Source organism: Roseovarius litoreus, assembly GCF_900142765.1.
GTDB lineage: Bacteria > Pseudomonadota > Alphaproteobacteria > Rhodobacterales > Rhodobacteraceae > Roseovarius > Roseovarius litoreus.
Genome location: NZ_FRCB01000005.1, coordinates 194,722 through 209,170, shown reverse-complemented (window position 1 = coordinate 209,170; position 14,449 = coordinate 194,722). Strand labels below are relative to the sequence as shown.

The 14,449-nt window shown below is 65.4% G+C and carries 15 protein-coding genes; 7 read left to right on the top strand and 8 right to left on the bottom strand.

From position 1 onward, the window contains the following. Window positions 1-6 precede the first annotated feature (6 nt). From F3H35_RS11725 to F3H35_RS11700, 6 genes are all read right to left on the bottom strand, one after another. Complete coding sequence (locus F3H35_RS11725; RefSeq protein WP_149779768.1) at window positions 7-1,311, bottom strand: branched-chain amino acid ABC transporter permease; 1,305 nt, start codon at window positions 1,309-1,311, stop codon at window positions 7-9. Next, entirely contained in the window at window positions 1,308-2,318 is a 1,011-nt protein-coding gene (locus F3H35_RS11720; protein ID WP_149779767.1) for a branched-chain amino acid ABC transporter permease, read from the bottom strand. The genes F3H35_RS11725 and F3H35_RS11720 overlap by 4 nt, the downstream gene beginning before the upstream one ends. After that, window positions 2,318-2,680 (bottom strand): hypothetical protein, encoded by a 363-nt coding sequence (locus F3H35_RS11715; protein WP_149779766.1) that lies wholly within the window; start codon window positions 2,678-2,680, stop codon window positions 2,318-2,320. The genes F3H35_RS11720 and F3H35_RS11715 overlap by 1 nt, the downstream gene beginning before the upstream one ends. Continuing rightward, on the bottom strand, window positions 2,677-3,393 hold the full coding sequence (locus tag F3H35_RS11710; RefSeq protein WP_149779765.1) for an ABC transporter ATP-binding protein: 717 nt from the start codon (window positions 3,391-3,393) through the stop codon (window positions 2,677-2,679). The genes F3H35_RS11715 and F3H35_RS11710 overlap by 4 nt, the downstream gene beginning before the upstream one ends. A gap of 129 nt (window positions 3,394-3,522) precedes the next feature. Further along, the gene (locus F3H35_RS11705; RefSeq protein WP_149779764.1) at window positions 3,523-4,305 is read right to left on the bottom strand and encodes an ABC transporter ATP-binding protein; all 783 of its coding nucleotides are present in this window, start codon (window positions 4,303-4,305) and stop codon (window positions 3,523-3,525) included. 104 nt (window positions 4,306-4,409) lie between these two features. Beyond that, on the bottom strand, window positions 4,410-5,600 hold the full coding sequence (locus F3H35_RS11700; RefSeq protein WP_149779763.1) for an ABC transporter substrate-binding protein: 1,191 nt from the start codon (window positions 5,598-5,600) through the stop codon (window positions 4,410-4,412). A gap of 197 nt (window positions 5,601-5,797) precedes the next feature. On the opposite strand from F3H35_RS11700, the gene F3H35_RS11695 reads away from it, so the two are divergent. Beyond that, complete coding sequence (locus tag F3H35_RS11695; protein WP_149779762.1) at window positions 5,798-6,892, top strand: PQQ-dependent sugar dehydrogenase; 1,095 nt, start codon at window positions 5,798-5,800, stop codon at window positions 6,890-6,892. A 7-nt stretch (window positions 6,893-6,899) separates the two neighbouring features. On the opposite strand, the gene F3H35_RS11690 is transcribed toward F3H35_RS11695, so the two are convergent. Continuing rightward, window positions 6,900-7,904, bottom strand: coding sequence for a GlxA family transcriptional regulator (locus F3H35_RS11690; protein ID WP_149779761.1), 1,005 nt, complete (start codon window positions 7,902-7,904; stop codon window positions 6,900-6,902). Between the two features lie 184 nt (window positions 7,905-8,088). Between F3H35_RS11690 and F3H35_RS11685 the strand changes: the two genes are divergently transcribed. Together F3H35_RS11685 and F3H35_RS11680 are read left to right on the top strand one after the other, a co-directional pair. Beyond that, a complete protein-coding gene (locus tag F3H35_RS11685; protein WP_149779760.1) occupies window positions 8,089-9,462 on the top strand; it encodes a class II 3-deoxy-7-phosphoheptulonate synthase in 1,374 nt (457 codons plus the stop codon). A gap of 202 nt (window positions 9,463-9,664) precedes the next feature. Continuing rightward, window positions 9,665-10,300, top strand: coding sequence for a sulfotransferase family protein (locus tag F3H35_RS11680; RefSeq protein ID WP_149779759.1), 636 nt, complete (start codon window positions 9,665-9,667; stop codon window positions 10,298-10,300). A gap of 12 nt (window positions 10,301-10,312) precedes the next feature. Here F3H35_RS11680 and F3H35_RS11675 read toward each other — a convergent pair whose 3' ends face one another. After that, complete coding sequence (locus F3H35_RS11675; RefSeq protein WP_149779758.1) at window positions 10,313-11,002, bottom strand: PAS domain-containing protein; 690 nt, start codon at window positions 11,000-11,002, stop codon at window positions 10,313-10,315. 229 nt (window positions 11,003-11,231) lie between these two features. Between F3H35_RS11675 and F3H35_RS11670 the strand changes: the two genes are divergently transcribed. The 4 genes from F3H35_RS11670 to F3H35_RS11655 are packed head-to-tail and all read left to right on the top strand — an operon-like array spanning window position 11,232 to window position 14,347. Next, window positions 11,232-12,110 carry a YicC/YloC family endoribonuclease gene (locus F3H35_RS11670; RefSeq protein WP_149779851.1) on the top strand — a complete coding sequence of 293 codons (879 nt, stop codon included), beginning with the start codon at window positions 11,232-11,234 and terminating at the stop codon, window positions 12,108-12,110. A gap of 28 nt (window positions 12,111-12,138) precedes the next feature. Beyond that, window positions 12,139-12,780, top strand: a complete 642-nt coding sequence (gmk, locus tag F3H35_RS11665; RefSeq protein ID WP_149779757.1) for a guanylate kinase — start codon at window positions 12,139-12,141, stop codon at window positions 12,778-12,780. Further along, window positions 12,777-13,301, top strand: a complete 525-nt coding sequence (locus F3H35_RS11660; RefSeq protein ID WP_149779756.1) for a gamma carbonic anhydrase family protein — start codon at window positions 12,777-12,779, stop codon at window positions 13,299-13,301. Before gmk ends, F3H35_RS11660 begins: the two co-directional genes overlap by 4 nt. After that, entirely contained in the window at window positions 13,298-14,347 is a 1,050-nt protein-coding gene (locus tag F3H35_RS11655) for a sensor histidine kinase (RefSeq protein WP_149779755.1), read from the top strand. The genes F3H35_RS11660 and F3H35_RS11655 overlap by 4 nt, the downstream gene beginning before the upstream one ends. The last annotated feature ends 102 nt before the right edge of the window (window positions 14,348-14,449 follow it).

Genomic DNA, 14,449 nt, shown 5'->3' with positions numbered 1-14,449 from the left:
CCCGCTTTATTTGCCGGGGATCAGCCCGCGTGGACTGAACCGCAGCACCAGCAGCAGGATCACCCCCATCGTCAAGAGCCGCATATGCGCGGCACTCTCCAGCAGATGCGCCTTGAGCGCGCTGCCCTCGGCCAGTGGTGCCGTGATCACCTGCATCAGCCACAGCCCCATCGGCTCGACCTGCACCCACAGGAACCAGATCAGGAACCCGCCCAGTACCGCGCCGAAATTGTTGCCCGATCCGCCGACGATCACCATCACCCAGACAAGGAAGGTAAAGCGCAGCGGCTGGTACGAGGTCGGGATGAGCTGCCCATCGAGCGTCGTCATCATCGCGCCCGCGATCCCGCAGACCGCACTCCCCAAGATGAACACCTGCAGATGGCGCCGCGTGACATCCTTGCCCATCGCCTCGGCCGCCACCTCATTGTCGCGTATGGCGCGCATCATCCGCCCCCAGGGGCTGTTGAGCGCCAGTTGCGCCGCAACAAGGATCACCAGCAGGACACAGGCAAACAGCCCCGCATAGCCCAGCTTGACCGTGATCGACGAGGCCGTCACCGGATCGAAACCAAAGCCCTGCACCGTCCCCACGAAGCCCGGATCGTTCTGCAGATCCACCTCGTAGGGGACCGGGCGCGGCAGGCCGTTCACGTTCTTGACCCCCCGGGCCAGCCAATCCTCGTTCTTCAGGACCGCAAGGATGATCTCGGCGATCCCCAGCGTCGCGATCGCCAGGTAATCCGAGCGCAGACCCAAAGCCGCCTTGCCGATGATCCATGCCGCCCCCGCCGCCAGCAGCCCACCCACCGGCCAGGCCAGCAGCACCGGCAGGCCCAGCCCGCCCAGATAGCCCGTGCCGGCCGGGTTGACCGCCTCCACCGCCTCGACGCCCGGATCGAACACCGCGCGAAAGACGAAAAATCCGCCCACCAGCAGGGCCAGCGTCACCAGACCGCGCAAGGATCCGGGCCGCATCTTGCGCCGCACGAGTATCGTCGCCACCAGCACGCCCGCGCCGGTGGCCAGCCCCGCCAGCACCCGCGCGCCGCCCGCCGCCCAGGCCTCGGTCGTGGGCGGCATCGACACCAGCACCGCCGCCAGCCCGCCCAGGGCCACAAAGCCCATGATGCCCACATTGAACAGCCCCGCGAAGCCCCATTGCAGGTTCACGCCAAGCGCCATGATCGCCGAAATCAGCCCCATGTTGACAATGAGCAGCGCGCTGTTCCAGCTCTGCATGATGCCGGTCAGCAGGATCAGCCCCGCCACGAGCCCGAAAAGGGTGGTGTTGCGCATCCTCTCGCTCATACCGATTTCCCCCGGAACAGCCCCGTGGGCCGGAACAGCAACACGATCAGCAGGATCACGAAGCTGACCGCGAATTTGTAATCCGTGCTCAGCAGCTGCACCAGCCCCTCAGGCTCCAGCCCCTCGGGCATCACATAGCCCAGCACCTTTTTCCACGCATAGGTGATCGTGACCTCGCTGAAGGCGATGATGAACCCTCCGGCAATGGCGCCCAGCGGATTGCCGAGGCCGCCCACGATGGCGCTGGCGAAGACCGGCAGCAGCAGCTGGAAATAGGTGAAGGGCTTGAAGCTCTTGTCCAGCCCGTAAAGCACCCCCGCCACCGTCGCGAGGGCGGCCACGATCAGCCATGTCACCATCACCACCCGGTCCGGGTTGATCCCCGACAAGAGCGCCAAATCCTCGTTGTCGGAATAGGCGCGCATGGATTTGCCGGTGCGCGTGCGGTTGAGAAACCAGAAGAGCAGCGCCACCACGATCACCGCCGTCACCACCGTGATGCCTTGCGTGGTGCGGATCGCCAGACCTTCCTCGAGCCCGGTCATCTCCTTGAAGGTCCGCGCCGAGATGATGAACCGCTCGCCATCGGCAAAGCGCTGGTCATCCGGCCCGATCACGAAGCGCACCAGCCCGTTGAGAATGAACATCACCCCGATCGACACGATCACAAGGATCACGGGCTTGGCCTTTTGCACCCGGTAGAACCGATAGACCGCGTGGTCGGTGACCAGCACCAGCGCCATGCAGCCCAGGATGCCGAAGGGCATCGCCAGCAGCGCCGTGGGCAAAGGCCCAAGCCCGATGCCCGCCGCCTGCATGGCCCATGTGACAAGGATCGTGACCATCGTGCCGAAGGCCATCGTGTCGCCATGGGCGAAATTCGAAAACCGCAGGATCCCGTAGATCAGCGTCACCCCAAGCGCGCCAAGCGCCAGCTGGCTGCCATAGGCCAGCGCCGGAACCAGCACGAAATTCGACAGCGCCACAAGCGCGTTGAGGACATCCATCACAGCTCCCCCTCGCATTGGCCGGAAAACCGCTTGCCGCGATTGCCCAGCCAGACGAAGCGCCCATCCGGGCCCATGCTAAAGCCATGACCCGCAAAAAGCGGCACCTCCAGCCGAAGCGGCGCCAAGCCGCCGCTCACCCGCGCCACATACGGCCCTTGCCCGTCGATCCACATATCGACGCGGCCACCGCGGCGCGCCGCCTCGATGCGCAGCCCCGAAGGCGCGCACATGCGCTGCGCATCGCCCCGGCACTGGATACTGGCCACACAAGTGAGACGGCCGGCGCCCGCCTCGGCCGCAGCCCCTCCCAAAAGCACCAACGCAAGAGCCGCCGCCCGATATGTCCAGATCCCGCTCATCCGCCCAGAAAACTCCGCCGCACATCCGCATCCGCCAACAGCTCCTTGCCGCTGCCGGTATGGGCATTGCGCCCCTGCACAAGCACATAGCCCTTGTCGGCGATCTCCAGCGCCTGGCGCGCGTTCTGCTCCACCATCAGCACCGGCAACCCGGTGCGCGCGATCTCGAGAATGCGGTCGAAGAGTTCGTCCATGACGATCGGGCTCACCCCCGCGGTCGGCTCATCGAGCATCAGCACCTTGGGTTTCGTCATCAGCGCGCGCCCCACGGCCACTTGCTGGCGCTGCCCGCCGCTCAATTCGCCCGCCGCCTGATGGCGCTTGTCGCGCAGGATCGGAAACAGGTCATAGACCTGCCCCATCGTCTCCGAAATGTCGTCCTCCCGGATAAAGGCCCCCATTTCAAGGTTCTCCTCCACGCTCATCGAGGTGAAGATATTGCCGGTCTGCGGCACGAAGCCCATGCCGCGTCGCACGCGCTCTTGCGGCGTCAGACGCGTGATGTCCTCGCCATCCAGCCTGACCGCGCCTTGCCGCAGATCCAGCATCCCGAACACCGCCTTCATCGCGGTGGATTTGCCCGCACCGTTGGGGCCCACGATCACGGCGATCTCGCCGCGATCCACCGCCACCGTGCAGCCATGCAGGATATCCGGCCCGGTCTTGCCATAGCCGCCCGTCATCGCCTCGCCGATCAGGAAAGGCTCAGCCATGACCGCCACCCAAGCGCCTGCACGCCCCCGTTTCTTCTGGCTGGAAATATCCCGGGGGTGTGGGGGCAGGGCCCCCACGTCTTGCGCCCGCAGCACGCGCACCGTCCCGGATGCAAAGGCCAGCCCCCGTCATGTGCCCACCATGTCCTTGTTCTTCAGCCCGGTGCCCAGATAGGCCTCGATCACCTGCTCATTGGCCTTGATCTCGTCCAGCGTGCCCTCAGCCAGAACCCGCCCCTCGGCCATGCAGATCACCGGATCGCAAATCCGGCCGATGAAATCCATGTCATGCTCGATCACCACGAACGTATAGCCCCGCTCGCGATTGAGGTTCAGGATCGCCTCGGCGATGGTGTTCAGCAGGGTGCGGTTCACGCCCGCGCCCACCTCGTCCAGAAAGACGATGCGCGCATCCACCATCATCGTCCGGCCCAGTTCCAGCAGCTTTTTCTGCCCGCCGGAAATCTCTCCGGCGCGCTGGTCGGCCAGATGGGTGATGGTCAGGAACTCCAGCACCTCATCGGCCTTCGCGCGCAGCGCGCGTTCCTCCTCGGCGATGCGCTTGCGGCCGAACCACGTGTTCCACAGCGTCTCCCCCGATTGTCCGCCGGGCACCATCATCAGGTTTTCCCGGCATGTCATCGAGGCAAACTCATGCGCGATCTGGAAGGTGCGCAGCAAGCCCTTGTGAAACAGCGCATGGGGCGGCAGGCCGGTGATATCCTCGCCCTGCATCGTGACCCGGCCCGATGTCGGCGGCAGGACACCCGCAATAACGTTGAACAGCGTGGTCTTGCCCGCGCCATTGGGGCCGATCAACCCGGTGATCGATCCTTCGCGCACGCTCAGGCTCGCGCCATCCACCGCGTGAAAGCCGCCGAAATGCTTGTGCAGGTTCTCGACAGTAATCATCGCCGCTCTCTTCCCCCGATCCGCGCCGCACAAGATCCCGGCCGGTGATGCACCGGCCCGGGGGGATGATCCCCCGGGCCGGGCTCTTGTCTCGTCACCCGGGCTCAGCGATAGCCCGCCGTGGTGATCTTGCCGCCGTCGATCACGATCTCGCGATAGGATCCGGCACTTTCGCCCGGTCCGATCAGCTCCACATCCGTGGCACCGACATAGTCGATATCCCCGCCACCGGCCAGGATCTCGAGCGCGCGACCCAGCTCGCCGGGGAAGATCTGCTCACCGGGGGCGTTGGCCACCTCGAGGATCTTGGCCGAATAATCGCCCGGCTCCGCCGATCCCGCCGCCTGCATGGCCAGCATCAAGAGCGCCGCCGCGTCATAGCTTTCGCCCACATAGGGGCTGGTGCCGTCGATGCCCGCCGCCGTGGCCATCTCCAGCATGGTGTCCGCCCCCTCGCTTTCGGTGCCCGGCACCGTGCCGACCGATCCGTCGATGTCCGACCCGAAAGTTTCTTCCAGCGCCGCGCCGATCATCCCGTCGGGCAGCACGAAAAGATCGAACGCGCCGGTATCCAGCGCGGCACGGATCACACCCGGCCCGCCCTGATCGACATAGCCCGCCACGACCAGCGCATCGCCACCCGCCGAGGCCAGCGCCCCGACTTCCGCCGAATAATCGGCCTTGCCGTCCTCATGTGCCGCCGTGGTGGTCACGCTGCCGCCCGCCGCCTCGAACGCGGCGGCAAAGCTGTCGGCCAGCCCCTTGCCATAGTCGTTGTTGGTATAGGTCACGGCGACGCTTTCGATGCCGCGCTCCATCAGCACAGTGGCCAGAACCTCGCCCTGCCGCGCATCCGAGGGCGCGGTGCGGAAGAACAGGCCATTGTCATCGGCGGTGGTCAGCGCCGGCGACGTGGCCGAGGGCGAGATCATCACCATGCCGTTGGGCACCGCCACATTCGACAGGATCGCGCCGGTCACGCCCGAGCAATCGGCGCCCATGATGCCCTTGACCCCTTCCGAGGTGATCAGGCGTTCGGCGGCGGCGCTGGCCGCGCCTGCGTCGGTGCAGGTGGAATCCGCGCGCACAGGCTCCACCGCCTTGCCACCCAGAAGCGCGCCGCTGTCCGTGACCTCGGTCATGGCCAGTTCCGCGCCGCCCGCCATATGCGGGGTCAGCGACTCGATCGGGCCGGTGAAGCCGAGGATGATGCCAAGTTTAACGGCGTGATCGTCCGCGCTCGCGGCGCCCGCACTCAGTGCGGCGACGGCCGTGGCCATAAGCAACTTCTTCATGGTCGTTCTCCCTGTTTGATTTTCCCCTGACGCCCGACGTTATCTTTCGGCAGGCGAAAATCAAGCGGAACCGGCGGGCGACATTGCCGCAACGCCATTGACCGCGCGATACGGTGCCCCAACATATTGGCCAAAGTAATTTTCGGTTCCTGCTGCGCCGCTCAATGCACCGGGGACGGATGCCAAGGGAGGTTTCGATGTTACGCCATATCGCCGCCGCGTTGGTCAGTCTTTGCCTGATCTCGCCGCCTGCCGCCGCCCTCGACAGCTCGGCAGGGCCGCTGACCCTAACCAGGATCGCCGATGGGTTCGATGCGCCTTGGGCCGTGGGATTTCTGCCGGACGGTGGGTTGCTGGTCACCGAACGCGACGGGCGGCTCTGGCATCTGCAGGACGGCACCCGGCACGAGGTGACGGGGCTTGGTCCGATTGCGGCGGTCGGGCAGGGCGGGTTGCTCGATGTCCTCGTGTCGCGCGATTTTTCGCGCTCCCGGACGGTGTTCTTCACCCTCTCGTCACCGCAAGGCTCCGATGCCGGCACCGCTGTTGCGCGCGCGCAGCTTTCGCCCGATGCCCGCCGCCTCACCGATTGGACGATCATCTGGCAGATGGAGCCCGGCAGCTCGGGCGGGCGGCATTTCGGCTCGCGGCTGGTCGAGGCGCCGGACGGTCATCTGTTCGTCACCACCGGCGATCGCGGCGACCGGCCCTCGGCGCAGGACCTGTCCAACGAGAACGGCTCGGTTCTGCGGATCACCCGCGACGGCGCGCCAGCGCCTGGCAACCCGTTTCTCGACCGTTCCGGCGCTCAGCCCGAGATCTGGTCCTATGGCCACCGCAACCCGCAAGGGGCGGCACTCGATCTTTCGGGCGATCTGTGGGTGGTCGAGCATGGCGCGCGCGGCGGCGACGAGGTCAACAAGGTGCGGCGCGGCGCCAATTACGGCTGGCCGGTGATCTCGTACGGGCGTCACTATTCCGGCTTCAAGATCGGCGAAGGCACCTCGAAACCCGGCATGGAGCAACCGGCCTTCTACTGGGACCCCTCGATGGCGCCCTCCGGCATGATAATCTATTCCGGCGCGCTCTGGCCCGAATGGCGCGGGCATGTCTTTGTCGGCTCGCTCAAGTTCGACTACATCTCGCGGCTCACCGGCGACCCCCTGCAAGAGGTCGAGCGTCTCGAAAGTCCCGATACGCTGCGGGTGCGGGACATTCGGGAAGGCCCGGACGGCGCGATCTGGTTCCTGTCGGTGGGGCAGGGCGCGCTTTACCGCATGACCCCCGGCTAGGTGCGCATCACACCGACAGCCGCGCCGCCTGTGCGCCGCGTTCGCGGTAGGGCGTTGTGTTGTAATGCGCCCGGTAGCATTTCGAGAAATGCGAGGGGCTGGCAAACCCGCAGGCCAGCGCCACGTTGATGACCGTCATATCGGTTTGCATCAACAGGTTGCGCGCCTTCTGCAGGCGCAATTCCATGTAATAGCGCTTGGGACTGCGGTTGAGATACCGCCGAAACAGCCGTTCCAGCTGCCGGGTCGACATGCCCACATCGCGCGCCAGAACCGACGGGCTGATCGGCTCTTCGATATTGGCCTCCATCATCTGGATGACCTGGCTCAGCTTGGGATGCCGCACGCCGATCCGCGTCGGCACGCTCAGGCGTTGGGTGTCCTGATCGGTGCGGATTGACGAATAGATCAACTGATCCGCCACCGCATTGGCCAGCTTCTCGCCATGCTCATCGGCGATGATCTTCAGAAACAGGTCGATCGACGAGGTGCCCCCCGCCGTGGTCATTCGCGCGCCATCGACCACGAAGACCGATTTGGTCAACTCGACCTCGTCGAACTCCTCGATGAAACTGTCGTGGTTCTCCCAATGGGTGGTGGCCCGCTTGCCATCCAGCAGACCCGCGCGCGCCATCACATAGGCCGCCGTGCACAGACCGCCGATCTTCAGCCCCCGTCGCGCCTCGCGGCGCAGCCAGTTGAGCAGCCGCTTCGTGGTCGCGCGCTGCACATCCGCACCGCCGCAGATCACCAGCGTGTCGTCGCGGTTGAGCTCATCAAGCCCCATATCCGTCTGAAACACCGCCCCCGCCGAACAGGACACCCGCCCATCCTCGGGCTCACCCGCAAGCTTCCATTCGTAAAGCGTCAGCCCCGACATCCGGTTGGCGATCCGCAAACTGTCCACCGCCGCCGAAAAGCTTACCAGCGTGAAATTGTCGAGCAGAACGAAGACGAACCTTCGCGGCGCCTTCGGTGCTTCGACAGGGACGGTCTTTGGATTGGGCTGCATCGTCCTGGTCATCCTAAAATGTGCGGCGCGGTCCAGCGGCACACGGTCCGAGTGTGACATTTTCCCGACCCGGGACACAAGCCACAGCCTGTCTTTTGCGTCAATGGGCCTAAATCGGATATGGTATCCTGATGGGGTGTTTTGTATAGGAAGGCCCTGAACGGCCTGCAAGCGGAGAATATCCATGACCGATTGGCACAAATCAGACTGGCGCGCCAAGCCGCGCGTCCAGATGCCCGACTACACCGACGCCGCCGCCCTGGCCGAGGTCGAGGCGCGCCTGTCGCAATATCCGCCGCTGGTTTTTGCCGGTGAGGCCCGCAAGCTCAAGCGCCATCTCGGCGCCGCATCGCGCGGCGAGGCGTTCTTGCTGCAGGGGGGCGATTGCGCCGAGGCGTTCGATCAATTCTCCGCCGACGCGATCCGCGACACCTTCAAGGTGATGCTGCAGATGGCGATGGTGCTGACCTATGGCGCCAAGGTGCCGGTGGTCAAGGTCGGACGCATGGCCGGCCAATTCGCCAAACCCCGCAGCGCCCCCACCGAGGTGCTCAACGGCGTCGAGCTGCCCAGCTACCGGGGCGATATCATCAACGATCTGGCCTTCACGCCCGAGTCGCGCATCCCCGATCCCACCCGCATGCTGCAGGCCTACACGCAGGCTGCAGCCACGCTCAACCTGCTGCGCGCCTTTTCCACCGGCGGGTTCGCCGATGTGAACCGCGTGCATTCCTGGACGCTTGGCTTCACCGACGACGCCAAGGCCGCCAAATACCGCGAGATGGCCAGCCGCATTCAGGACACGCTGGATTTCATGGCCGCCGCCGGCATGACCGCCGAAACCCAGCATGAGCTGGCCACCGTGGAATTCTACACCAGCCACGAGGCGTTGTTGCTGGAATACGAAGAGGCGCTGACCCGGCTCGATTCCACCTCCGGCAACTGGCTTGCCGGTTCGGGGCACATGATCTGGATCGGCGACCGCACCCGCCAGCCCGATGGTGCGCATGTCGAATTCGCGCGCGGCGTGCTCAACCCGATCGGCCTGAAATGCGGCCCGTCGATGGAATCGGACGATCTCAAGCGCCTGATGGCCACGCTCAACCCCGAAAACGAGGCCGGTCGCCTCACCCTGATCGCGCGCTTTGGTGCGGGCAAGGTGGGCGATCACCTGCCGCGCCTCATCAAGACCGTGCGCGAAGAGGGCGCCAACGTGGTCTGGGTCTGCGATCCGATGCATGGCAACACGATCAAATCCGCCACCGGCTACAAGACCCGGCCTTTCGAAAACGTGCTGCGCGAAGTGCAGGAATTCTTCGCCGTCCATCGCGCCGAGGGCACCATCCCCGGCGGTGTGCATTTCGAGATGACCGGACAGGACGTGACCGAATGCACCGGCGGCATGCGGGCGCTCAGCGACGAGAACCTGTCGGACCGCTATCACACCGCTTGCGATCCGCGCCTCAACGCCAGCCAATCGCTCGAACTGGCCTTCCTCGTGGCCGAGGAACTCGTCGCCATGCGCGAAGCCCGCGCCCCGGCAGCCAAGGCCGTCTGACGGCCCAAAGACGGTGGCGAAAGGGGGGCCACCCCCTTTCGCCTTGCTCTTTGTTGCATGAGGTTCGCATCGTAACGCTCTGGCGTTACTGGGTTTTTTGACCACCGCACACGCGTGCCTTGTATGTCGATGCGCCGTTACGTGTAGACAGCCACGATCCGCGGGCGCAGGCTGATCCCATTTGGTCGATGGGGGAAAGACCATGGCATTGCAGGTCATCGGATCCGGCTTTGGCCGGACAGGCACCAAATCGCTCAAGGCGGCTCTTGAACGTCTGGGCTTCGGCCCGTGCCACCACATGCACGAAATTGTCGAACATCCGGATCAGGTGCCGTTCTGGCGCGCCATCGCCGCTGGCGAGCAGGTGGACTGGCACGCGGTTTTCGCGGGCTATCGCTCACAGGTGGATTGGCCGGGCGCGCATGTCTGGCGCGACACCGCGCTTGCCTTTCCCGAAGCCAAGGTCATTCACACCATCCGCCCCGATGACAGCTGGTGGTCCAGCTTCGAGCGCACCATCGGCAAGCTGATGCGCCGTCACGAGGATCTGCCCCTGCCGCCGCATGTTCAGGATATTCTGCGCATCTGGAATCACATGGTAGGGAAGCCGGTGTTCGGTGGCGATCTCAAGGACAAGGCCGCCGCCATCGCCGCCTTTCACCGTCAGACCAACGCAGTGCAAAACGCCCTGCCGCCCGAGCGGCTCTTGATCTTCGATGTGGCCGAAGGCTGGCAGCCGCTATGCGATTTTCTGGGCGTGGGCACCCCGTCCGAGCCGTTTCCCCATCACAATCTGCGCGCCGATTTCTGGGAGATCCTGGGCGGCGAGCCTGCGTGACGCGCCGTCCCGCTAGACCGCGCCATCCTGTCTGACCAGCCGCAGATATGGGCGCTCCGACCGTGCCAGTTTTGGTGCCGTCTGCTGCTCTGCGTCTCGCGCCGTCTGCCGCGCCATGACAGCCGGCGTCGCAGGCAGGGGCATCTCGCCGATCGGCTGTATCCTGCAGGATTTGATGAAGAACCGCCGCGGCGTGCGCCCCGGCGCATCATCCGTCACCAAACAGCCCAACGCTCTCGAGATATCGCCCAGATCGCTGCGCAACGGCAACAGGATCAGCCGCCCGTGCAGCTGCGAACGCCCCAGACCGCCCACCGATACCAGATCCAGATCCAGCGTCGCAGGCCGGTCGAACAGATCCACCAGCAGATCGGCCAGCTGGTCGCGATCTCCCGGCTCGATCAGCGCGCTGATCGGCATGCCGCGCACTTCCATACCCATCAGGTCGCTGAGATGCAGCCCGGCCACTCGCATGCGCGCCAGACCCGGCGCGATCCGCTCGGCGACAAACACATCCGGCAACAGCTCCGCAATCTTGCGCGGGTCGATATCGGCCCGACGTGGCACATCTCCGCCCGCGCGCTGCGCCGTCCAATAGGCGCGCAGCGCCTCGATATCCAGCGCGCGCAGACCCGTCCGCCGCTTTGCCGCGGCATCCAGCGTCAGCACATTTCCTCGCCCGAAGGGGCCTTTGAACACCATGTTGATCGTCCTGTCACCTTGATCGTCCCGCCGCAGGGATCGTCCCGCCGCCTTGCCGCCAGCCCGCACCCCGCGGACCGGCGCCGCTTTCGGGGTATTTGGCACAATTGCCGTCAGTTTTGTTTAAAATTCCGCACAAATGGTTAACCTCCAGCGCGCCGCTTGCCAGCCCGCGCCCGACTGGCTAGGACGGGTCACACACCGTCCGGAGGATCACGTGCTGAATTCGATGACCGCTTTCGCCTCGGGCAAGGGGGCGTTCGGCCCCCAGTCCTGGACATGGGAGCTGCGCTCCGTCAATGGCAAGGGGCTGGATCTGCGCCTGCGGCTTCCCGACTGGATCGAGGGGCTGGAACCCGCGCTGCGCGCGCGCCTGTCGTCCTGTCTGGCGCGTGGCAATATCAGCCTCGGCCTGCGGGTCCAGTCCGAGGACCGCGCCGGGCGTCTCGCGGTGAACGAGGCCGCGCTTGACGACATCCTTGCCGCCATGGCCCGGGTCGAGGCGCGCGCTCAGGAAACCGGCGTGACGCTCGCGCCGTCCACGCCCGCCGATCTGGTGGCGATGCGCGGCGTTCTCGACAGCTCCACCACCGAGACCGAAACCGGCCCCCTGCGCGACGCGATTCTCGCCGATTTCGAAGCGCCGCTTGCGGATTTCCTGGCCATGCGCGCCGCCGAAGGGGCCGCTCTGGCCACCATCCTGTCCGATCAGCTGGATCAGATCGCCAGCCTGACGGAGCAGGCGGCACAAGCCGCCGAAACCCGCCGCGCCGAAATGGCCGGCATCCTGCGCACCCAGCTTGCGCGCGTCATGGACAATGCCGACGGCGCCGATGCGGGCCGTATCGCGCAGGAACTTGCCCTGATCGCCGTCAAATCCGACGTGACCGAGGAAATCGACCGCCTTCGCGCCCATGTCGCCGCCGCCCGCGCCCTTCTGGCCGAAAGCGCGCCCATCGGCCGCAAGCTCGATTTCCTGTCTCAGGAATTCAACCGCGAGGCCAATACCCTGTGTTCCAAGGCGCAGAACACCGCGCTCACGGCCATCGGGCTCGATCTCAAGGCGGTCATCGACCAGATGCGCGAACAGGTGCAGAATGTCGAATGACCCAATGCCCTCAGCAGGAGCCCCCGCAATGACCCGCCGCTGCGGCCTTCTCATCATCCTCAGCTCGCCCTCGGGGGCTGGCAAATCCACCCTGTCGCGGCGCCTTCGCGATTGGGATCCCTCGATTTCCTTCTCGGTCTCCGCCACCACCCGCACCCCCCGCGAGGGCGAGGTGGACGGGCAGGATTACCATTTCCTGACCGAAGCACAGTTCCAGCGTGACGTGGCCAATGGCGACATGCTGGAACATGCCCATGTGTTCGGCAATTTCTACGGCTCGCCGCGGGGCGCGGTGCAGGCCGCCATCGATGCCGGGCGCGACGTGCTGTTCGACATCGACTGGCAGGGCGCCCAGCAGATCCAGAACTCGGCCCTCGGGCCTCACACCCTGTCGATCTTCATCCTGCCGCCCTCGATCCGCGAATTGCACCGCCGGCTCGAAACCCGTGGGCAGGACAGCCCCGAGGTGATCGCCAAGCGGATGCGCAAAAGCTGGGACGAGATCAGCCATTGGGCCGAATATGACTATGTTCTGGTCAATGACGATCTGGACGAAACCGACCGACGCCTGAAAACCATCATCGAGGCCGCGCGCCTCAAACGTATCCAGCAGCCGGGGCTGAACGCCCATGTCAAAGCCCTGCACAGCGAATTCGAGGAAACCCGATGACCCTTTATGCGCTCGACGGGCGGTCGCCCACCATCGCCGAGGACACATGGATCGCCCCCGATGCCAATGTGATCGGCAACGTCACCCTGGAAGAGGCCGCATCGATCTGGTTCGGTTGCACCCTGCGCGGTGACAACGAACTCATCCTGATCGGCGCGGGCACCAATGTGCAGGAAAACACCGTCATGCATACCGATCCGGGCTGTCCGCTGACCATCGGCGCCGGTTGTACCATCGGCCACAAGGCGATGCTGCATGGCTGCACCATCGGCGACAACACCCTTGTCGGCATGGGCGCCACGATCCTCAACCGCGCGGTGATCGGTCGCAACTGCCTGATCGGGGCAGGGGCGCTCATCACCGAAGGCAAGGAAATTCCCGACAATTCGCTGGTGGTGGGATCGCCCGGTCGCGTGATCCGCACACTGGACGAGGCCGCGATCGAAGGCTTGCGGGAATCGGCGCGGCATTATCAGCGCAATATGCGCCGGTTCCGCGCCGGGCTGACACCCGTCACATGACCGGCGAGGGGCTGTCGACCCTGCTTGACGCGATCCCGCTGCCCGCTGTGCTGATCGGGCGGGGCGAGCGTATCCTTGCCGCCAACGATCAGGCCCGCACGCTTCTGGGGCAAATGATCGTGGGGCGGCATTTCATCACCGCCCTGCGCCAGCCCCCCGTGCTCGACGCCATCGAAAACACCCTGCGCGACGGCACCCGGCGCACCACGCGCTATCTGGGCAGCGAAGGCGGGCAGGACACCAGTTTCGTCGTCACCGTCTCACGGGTCGACACCGATGCCGCCTCGGGCGCGCTGGTCTGCTTCGAGGACATCACCCATCTCGAACAGGCCGGGCAGATGCGCCGCGACTTCGTGGCCAATGTCAGCCATGAGCTGCGCACGCCCCTCACGGCGTTGATGGGCTTCATCGAAACCCTGCAAGGCCCCGCCAAGGGCGATCCGCGCGCGTCTGAGCGGTTTCTCGGCGTCATGCTCTCCGAGGCGCAGCGCATGGAGCGTCTGGTGCGCGATCTGCTGTCCCTCAGCCGGGTCGAGGCCGACGAGCGTGTGCGCCCCACCGACCGCGTCGATCTGGGCAAGTGCCTCTCCGGCGTGGGGCACAGTCTGCGGCCCGTGGCCCAGGCCGCCGATGTCCATCTGGCGCTCGATCTGCCCGAAACCCCGGTGATCGTGCCGGGCGATGTCGATCAGCTGACGCAAGTGGCCACCAACCTGATTGAAAACGCGATCAAATATGGCGGCAAGGGCAAGACCGTGCATATCGGCCTGACCACCGACGCCAATGCCCTGTCGCTGCGCGGCCCCGCCGCCATCGTCACCGTGCGCGACGAAGGCCCCGGCATTGATGCCGTCCATATTCCGCGCCTGACCGAACGGTTTTACCGAATCGACAGCCACCGCTCCCGCGAGATGGGCGGCACCGGGCTGGGGCTGGCCATCGTCAAACATATCGTGAATCGCCATCGCGGCCGGCTTCGAATCGACTCCGAACTGGGGCAGGGCACCGAATTTCGGGTGATTCTGCCTGCCTACCCGCAACCCTGACCGGAGTTTCGCGCTTTTTCGCGCTGTGCGGCCCGTATTTTCTGCCGGCTTTTGCTCGGATTCCGGCGCATCGCGGGATGTGTCATGAAACCGTTACAAAAG